The organism is Amycolatopsis sp. SID8362, from assembly GCF_010550475.1.
GTDB lineage: Bacteria > Actinomycetota > Actinomycetes > Mycobacteriales > Pseudonocardiaceae > Amycolatopsis > Amycolatopsis eburnea.
This window is the reverse complement of sequence record NZ_JAAGNB010000198.1, coordinates 1-6,893: the sequence shown is the minus strand read 5'-3', so window position 1 is coordinate 6,893 and position 6,893 is coordinate 1. Positions and strand designations below refer to the sequence as shown.

Here is a 6,893-nt window from a genome sequence, read left to right as displayed (position 1 = left end):
CGCCGTGGTCGTCGCCGCCACCTGGGTCACCTGGACGTGGGTGCCGCCGCCGGTCGCCGGCGCGGTGATCGCGTCCGTGCTCGTGGTGGCGATGCTCTTCGAAGCGTGGCCCGGCATCCGGCTCGCCCCGCTGCCGGGCCGCACGGTCGTCCTGGTGCTGGTGGCGCTGCTGGCCGGGGCGTTGTCGTGGACGTTGCCGCGGCTCGCGCGGTGGGCCGCGGTGCCGGCCGACCTCGTCGGCGGCTGGGTCACGCACACGACGTTGAACGCGCTCAGCCTGGCGGTGATCCTGCACGTCGCGGTGTGGCGGCGCTGGCCCGTGCCGGCGGGGTGAAGCTCACGGGCGCAGTTCCTCCTCCACGGCGGGGTGGCGGGCGACGACGGCTTCGGCGAACGCGGTGTGCACGCGGACGTACTCGTCCCGGCCGACCGCGGTGTCGGCCCACTCGTGCCAGCGGATGTGCGCTTCGGCGACGTCGACCTTCGCGGCCGCCGCGACCGTGGCGGGCGACGTGCCGGCGAGGATCGCGTGGTGCATCAGGGACGGCGAGGAACGCCGGGCGAGTTCGGCGAGCGCGGCGAGGCGGGCCAGCTCGGAGAGCGTGTCGGACGGGACCGGACGGGGGCGCGGCCGGGGGACCTGACGGGAGTTCTCGAGCCCGTCGGTCAGGACGCTGGTCATCAAACGGCTCCTGGTCGGAGGCAACCTGAACGGCGGACGTTTACCCCGCCTCACACGGGATAAACGCGCCGCCAGGTGACCTCCATCCACCTAGCCGGGTGACGTCTGTCTCAGCTGGCCCGCACCGCTCCGCAGTGCCCCGGGATCCGCTGCGGCCGCACGCTTTCCAGCGTCGGCTTCACCGGCTCGATGGTGCCGTCGCGGCGGAAGGTGAGCTTGTCGATCGTCGTCTCGCGGTGGGTGCCGTCGCCGCCCGGGATGCCGAAGCGGTGGTAGGCCAGGTACCAGTCGTCGGTGCCCGGGACGCGCAGCATCGAGCTGTGGCCGGTGCCGAGCACACCCAGGTGCGCGTCCTTGCTCAGCAGCAGGCCGCGGTTGGTGAACGGCCCGGCCGGGCTCGGCGCCGTCGCGTAGCCGACGCGGTAGTCCTCGCTGCGCGTGTCGTCGATCGACCAGCTCAGGTAGTAGGTGCCCTGCCGCTCGGCCATGAAGAGGCCTTCGCGGAACCCGTCGAGCCCGGTGAGGCGGGTGATCTTCGCCGGGTCGTAGGACACCATGTCGTCGTTCAGCGGGACGACGTAGGCGTTGCCGTTGCCCCAGTAGAGGTACGGCTGCCCGGTGTGGTCGACGAAGACCGCCGGGTCGATCGCCTGGCCGCCGTCGGGGTTGGCGGCGATCAGCGGCTTGCCGGAGTCGACGAACGGGCCGGTCGGCGAGTCGCTCACCGCCACGCCGATCTTGGCCTCGGCGCAGAAGTAGAAGTAGTACTTGCCGTGGCGCTCGGCGATCGTCGGCGCCCAGGCGTTCTTGTCCGCCCAGCTCACGTCCGGCCCGAGGTCCAGGATGACGCCGTTGTCGGTCCAGTGCACCAGGTCCTTCGACGACCACGCCGAGAACTTCGTCCCGCTCCAGCCGTCGAAGCCGTCCGTGGTCGGGTAGAGGTAGTAGGTGTCGCCGAACGCGACGATGTTCGGGTCGGCGGTGAAGCCCGGCAGCACCGGGCTGCGCACCTCGTGCGCCTCGACCGTCCACACGCGACGGTCGCCGCCCGCGCCGGTGACCGTGAACCGCTGGGGCGTGCTGAGGTTCACCGGCTTCCCGTTGCCCGGCTTGATGGTCGCGCCCGGCGCGAGGCCGAACACCGGCGCCAGCTTCCGCACGTCGGCGCCCGGCTTGACGGGCAGCACGACCGTCCCGGCGCCGGAGTCGATGACGGCCGGCGTCTTGAGCGAGGCGAGCGTGACCGACCGGATGGCCGTGCTGTTGGACGGGAGCGCGGAGACTTCCAGCCCGGAGAGCGCCCGGTTGTACAGCCGCACGTCCTTCATCTTGCCGGTCAAGGTCTTGTCGCTCGCGTACACCGACCGGCCGAGGTAGTTCGCCGCCGTGACCCCGCCGCCGAGGTCCGACGGCTTGATGGTGGCGGCGGTGTTGCGGGCGACTTCGACGCCGTCGAGGTAGAGCACCTCGACGCCGTCGCCGACGGTCAGCGTCACGTTCTTCCAGACCCCGCGCGGCAGTCCGCCGCCCGCCACCGCTTGCTCGGTGGTCCAGTTCCCGGTGGCGATGGCGCCGCGCAGGCCGCCGCTCGCGGTGCCGCCGGTGGTGAACAGGTAGCCGTTGCCGGTCCCGTCCCGGGCGGTGTTGCCCAGGCCCCACAGGAAGTACGGCGTCTGCTGGGCCGGATCGACCAGGACGTCGGCCGAGACGGTGGCCGCGGCGGCGCCGGTCAGCAGGTTGTTCGGCAGCTGGACGTGCCCGTTCTTGCCGCCGAACGCGAGCGCGCCGTCGCTCCAGCCGACGTCGCCGGCGAGGGCGCCGTCGTAGCCGTGCCCGGTGGTGTCGGCCGCGACCGTGCCCGACTTCGCGTCGAGCGGCCAGTGCGCGACGAGCCCGTTCGCGTCGGACTTCACCGGCGCCGGGGGAGCGCTCAGCCGGTTCATCTCCGCCTGCGTCACGGGCAGCACGGTGCCGTGCCGCGGGGACGACGGCAGGTGCGCGCCCGCCGACATCGTCCACTTGCCGGAGGCGAGGTCGGTGGTCTCGAACGGGACGTAGCCGCGGCCGCCGAACTCGTCGATGAACAGGTACCACTTGTTCTCGGTGTTGGACTTGAAGCCGGTGGGCCCTTCGCCCGCGGAGAGCCCGGGGCTGGTGGCGGTCGCCTTGCCGATGCAGTCGGCGACGAAGCCGTAGTGCGGGTCGAGCAGGTCGGTGGACTTCTCTTCGGTGATGAACTTGCTGCACGGCGTCGAGGACGTGTTGTTGCGCTCGTCCTTCGTGAAGCGGTAGTAGGTGTCCTGGTCCTTGATGACCGTCGAGTCGATCACCGAGTAGCCCGGGTCGATCCACACCTGCGGCGCGCTGAAGCTGACGAAGTCGCGGGTGGTCGCGTACATCATGCGGTTGTAGCTGTCGCCGGTGTGGTTCGGGTCGCTCTCGGCGTAGAGCTTGGACGCCCAGTAGACGACGTAGGTGCCGCGCTTGGCGTCCCAGAACGCTTCCGGCGCCCAGGTGTTCCCGGCGGCGGGCGGGGAGACCTGCACGCTGCGCTGGCGCGACCAGTGCGCGAGGTCGGTCGATTCCCACACCATGATCGACCGGCTCCCGGTCCGCTGCGCGGCGTCCCAGCCGCGGCCGGCGTAGATCCGCAGGTCGGTGGCGAGGAGGTAGAACTTGTCGCCGTCGGGGGAGCGCAGGATGAACGGGTCGCGCACGCCCAGCTCGCCGAGGCTCGACTTGAGGACCGGCTGGCCGTTGTTGAGCTCGGTGAAGTTCAGCGGGTCGTTGCCGCGGCTGAGCGCGGAGTAGATCTGCTCGCCGTTGGACGTGCCTTCGCCGGTGAAGTAGAAGAAGCTGTACCCGGCCAGTGGTTCCTGGACCGGCTTGGGGACGACGGTGGCGGTGAACCGCCGCGTGGCGCTTTCCCGCCCCGCGGTGATTTTCGCGGTCAGGACGACGTTGCGTGGCTGGCTTCCGGTCGGCGGCCGGGTCACTTCGCCGGTCGGGGTGATGACGGCGGGAGCGTCGGACGTCCAGCTGACGCTCGTCCCGCCCGGCCCGGTGACCGGCAGGGTGAGGTTGCCGCGCACGTCGTCGATGCCGGGCACGGCAAGGCTTTCGGCGGCGGCTTGCAGCGTGGGCGACGGCGCGGCGTTCGCGCTCGGGATGGGGACGAGTGCGGCCACGACGGCCAGCACGACGCCGAAACGGCGCGGGGAGAACAACCTCATCGTTGTGTCCTTGGGGGCGCGTCGAGGGTCATGTTAACGTTAACATCGGACGGGGCACGCTGACTTTAGGGCGGTGGTGCGCGGGGGTCAAGAGCCGGCCGGGCCCGGCGGGGAAGTCGTGCCCCCCGCGGTCGGCTCGGGGTCGCGGAGATGTCATGAACGGGTCATTCATGTCGTCTGGCGACAGGGTCCCGGCAAAGTCGCGCCGACGAGGAGGCGACCGGCGCCAGGGTCGCCTGGTGGCGTGGTCTGCCCGGCGTCGCGGGGATGTCGTGAATGGGTCATTTATGTCGTCTGGTGACGTGAATGACTCATTCATGTCGTCGCGGATGGCCGGATCGGCCCTGCTGCCCGACTTTGCCGGGCCCTGACGTCCGGGTGAAGCGTCGATCCCGGCCGGGCATCAGTTCCCGGCGCCCGCCAAGCCGTCCAGGAACACGCGGACCAGGCGCTCCGCCGGTTCCGTCCGGTCGCGCGGCGCCGGCCCGGCGGCAAGCGCCGCCTCGTGCATTTCGAACAGCAGTGCCAGGTCCGCCGGCTGCAGATCGGCGCGGACGCCGCCTTCGCGCTGGGCCCGTTCGAACGCCGGGCGCAGCAACGCGATCAACGCGTGCGTGTACTGGCGCTGGCTGCGTTCCGGCAGCTCGCGGAAGATCCGGACCAGGGGCCGTCGCCGGGCCTGCATCGCCAGGACGCGCCGCAGCAGCTCGCGGAACGGTTCGTCGCGCACCACGCTCTTGAGCGCGGTGAGGTGGTGGGCCGCGACGGCGAACGCCAGTGCCGTGCGGTCGGGGAAGTGCCGGTAGACCGTCGCGCGGCCGAGGCCGGCGCGGCGGGCCACTTCGTCCAGGGCGACGTCCGCCTGCTCGCTGAAGACCTCGTCGGCGGCGCGCAGGATCGCTTCGCGGTTGCGGCGCGCGTCGACGCGCCGGGGTACGGCCGAAGACGGTCGCCCTGCGCGCATGGGCCACCACGTTACTCGTGAGTAGTGAGACCGGCAATCCGTTCCATCTCTCGGTTCGGGTTCCTACCGTCACCCCAGGTCACGATCACCGCCGGAGGAGCCCCATGCCCGTCCTGAACCGCCGTACCGTCCTGAAGGGCGCCGCCGCCGTCGCCGGGGCCGCCGCGCTCGGCGCCGCCCGGGTCACCCGCGAGGAGCACCGGGTCGTCGTCATCGGGTCCGGGTTCGGCGGCGGGGTCACGGCGCTGCGGCTGGCCCAGGCCGGCGTGCCGGTGCTGGTGCTCGAACGCGGACGGCGCTGGCCGACCGGCCCGGACGCCGAGACGTTCCCGCACCCGACGTCGCCGGACAAGCGGATCTTCTGGCTCGGCTCGGCGCCGTCGCTGCCGGGCCTGCCCTCGCTGCCGCCGTTCGAGCGCTACACCGGGCTGCTGGAGCAGGTCAGCGGCCAGGGCATGAGCATGATGTGCGCCGCGGGCGTCGGCGGCGGCTCGCTGATCTACCAGGGCATGACGCTGCAGCCGACGGCCGAGCTGTTCCACGCCTGCTTCCCCGAGCAGCTCGACTACGCCCGGATGGCCGCCGAGCACTACCCCCGCGTCGCCGCGATGCTGGGCATCGAGACCGCGCCGGACGCCCTCGTCGAGAGCAAGACGTACAAGGCCGCGCGGGTCTTCGCCCGCAACGCGCGCGACGCCGGGTACGCCGTCGAGAAGATCCCGATGCCGATCGACTGGGACTTCGCGCTGCGCGAGCTCGACGGCGAGGTGAAGCCGTCCTACACCAACGGGGACTGCGCGCTCGGGGTGAACAACGGCGGCAAGCACTCGGTCGACGTCACCTACCTCGCGGCCGCCGAAGCCACCGGCCGCTGCACCGTGGCGACCCTGCACAACGTCACCGACGTCGCGCTCGCCCCGGACGGCCGCTGGGAGGTCCGCGTCGACCGCATCGACACCGCCGGGAACGTGCTCGAGAAGAAGATCCTGACCGCGAAAGCACTCGTCATGGCGGCCGGCACGGCGAACACGACCCGGCTGCTGATGCGCGCGGGCGCGAAGGGCGACATCCCCGACCTGCCCGACGCGCTGGGCGCGGGCTGGGGCACCAACGGCGACCGCATCTACACCTGGACCAACCTCGCCGACGACTTCGGCGCGCCGCAGGGCGGCCCGGTCGTCTACGGCAGCAAGGAGTGGGACGACCCCGCGACGGCCAACACCGTCATCCAGGCGTCCCTGCCGCCGCTGCCGGACCTGCGCACCACGATGCTCGTCGGCTACGGCATCAGCGCCGGGCGCGGCCGGTTCGTCTACGACGCCGCGAAGGACGACGCCGTGCTGCACTGGCCGTCCGGCGCCGACGCGAAGCTGAGCGCGCGCATCCACGAACGGATTTCCCGCATCGCCGGGCCGCTCGGCGTGCTGCTCGACACGACCGCCGTCGTCCCCAGCACCTGGCACCCGCTCGGCGGCGCCGCGATGGGCGCGGTCTGCGACCTCGAAGGCCGCGTGCTCGGCCACCGCGGCCTGTACGTCCTCGACGGCGCCCTGATGCCGGGGACGACCGCCGCCTGCAACCCCTCGATGACCATCGCCGCCGTCGCCGAGCGCGCGCTGGACCACCTGATCGCCGAAGACGTCGACCGCGTCTTCTAGTCCCTTCCGAACTCGACGAGGAGTTCTCATGCGTCGCTTGTGGACGGTCCTGCTGACCGTTCTCCTGGTGTCCACTGTGGCCGGTCCGGCCACCGCCGCCGAGCCACCGCGAGGCCCTGCCGGAGACGCCTTCTACACGCCGCCGAGCCCGCTGCCGGCCGGTGCCGACGGCGACGTCGTGTGGTGGCGGCCGCTGCCGGACCAGTCCGGGGCTCGCGGGTACCTGGTGCTGTACCGGTCGAGGTCCGCGACGGACACGCCGATCGCGGTGTCCGGCCGGGTGCTCGTGCCGACGGCGCCGTGGACCGGCGCCGGGCCGCGGCCGATCGTCTCGGTGGCCAGCGGCACGCGGGGCA

General features: G+C 72.0%; 4 protein-coding genes and 2 pseudogenes. 3 read left to right on the top strand and 3 right to left on the bottom strand.

The genetic code is table 11. The features are described from left to right. A pseudogene (locus G3I65_RS07255) lies at positions 1 to 334 on the top strand (hypothetical protein); the annotation flags it as partial. Between the two features lie 3 nt (positions 335 to 337). Here G3I65_RS07255 and G3I65_RS07250 read toward each other — a convergent pair. The 3 genes from G3I65_RS07250 to G3I65_RS07240 form a co-directional block, all read right to left on the bottom strand. After that, the gene (locus G3I65_RS07250) at positions 338 to 682 is read right to left on the bottom strand and encodes a hypothetical protein (protein WP_160695400.1); all 345 of its coding nucleotides are present in this window, start codon (positions 680 to 682) and stop codon (positions 338 to 340) included. 110 nt (positions 683 to 792) lie between these two features. Continuing rightward, the gene (locus tag G3I65_RS07245) at positions 793 to 3,915 is read right to left on the bottom strand and encodes a family 43 glycosylhydrolase (protein WP_160695399.1); all 3,123 of its coding nucleotides are present in this window, start codon (positions 3,913 to 3,915) and stop codon (positions 793 to 795) included. 403 nt (positions 3,916 to 4,318) lie between these two features. Next, entirely contained in the window at positions 4,319 to 4,879 is a 561-nt protein-coding gene (locus tag G3I65_RS07240; RefSeq protein ID WP_160695398.1) for a TetR/AcrR family transcriptional regulator, read from the bottom strand. A 104-nt stretch (positions 4,880 to 4,983) separates the two neighbouring features. Here G3I65_RS07240 and G3I65_RS07235 point away from each other — a divergent pair, with 104 nt between their 5' ends. Next, positions 4,984 to 6,537 (top strand): GMC oxidoreductase, encoded by a 1,554-nt coding sequence (locus G3I65_RS07235; protein ID WP_160695397.1) that lies wholly within the window; start codon positions 4,984 to 4,986, stop codon positions 6,535 to 6,537. A gap of 28 nt (positions 6,538 to 6,565) precedes the next feature. Next, positions 6,566 to 6,893: pseudogene (locus G3I65_RS07230) on the top strand (lipase); the annotation flags it as partial.

Excerpts from the sequence above, each read along its gene's own strand:
- G3I65_RS07250 (WP_160695400.1), bottom strand. The coding sequence starts at position 682 with ATGACCAGCGTCCTGACCGACGGGCTCGAGAACTCCCGTCAGGTCCCC.
- G3I65_RS07245 (WP_160695399.1), bottom strand. The coding sequence starts at position 3,915 with ATGAGGTTGTTCTCCCCGCGCCGTTTCGGCGTCGTGCTGGCCGTCGTG.
- G3I65_RS07240 (WP_160695398.1), bottom strand. The coding sequence starts at position 4,879 with ATGCGCGCAGGGCGACCGTCTTCGGCCGTACCCCGGCGCGTCGACGCG.
- G3I65_RS07235 (WP_160695397.1), top strand. The coding sequence starts at position 4,984 with ATGCCCGTCCTGAACCGCCGTACCGTCCTGAAGGGCGCCGCCGCCGTC.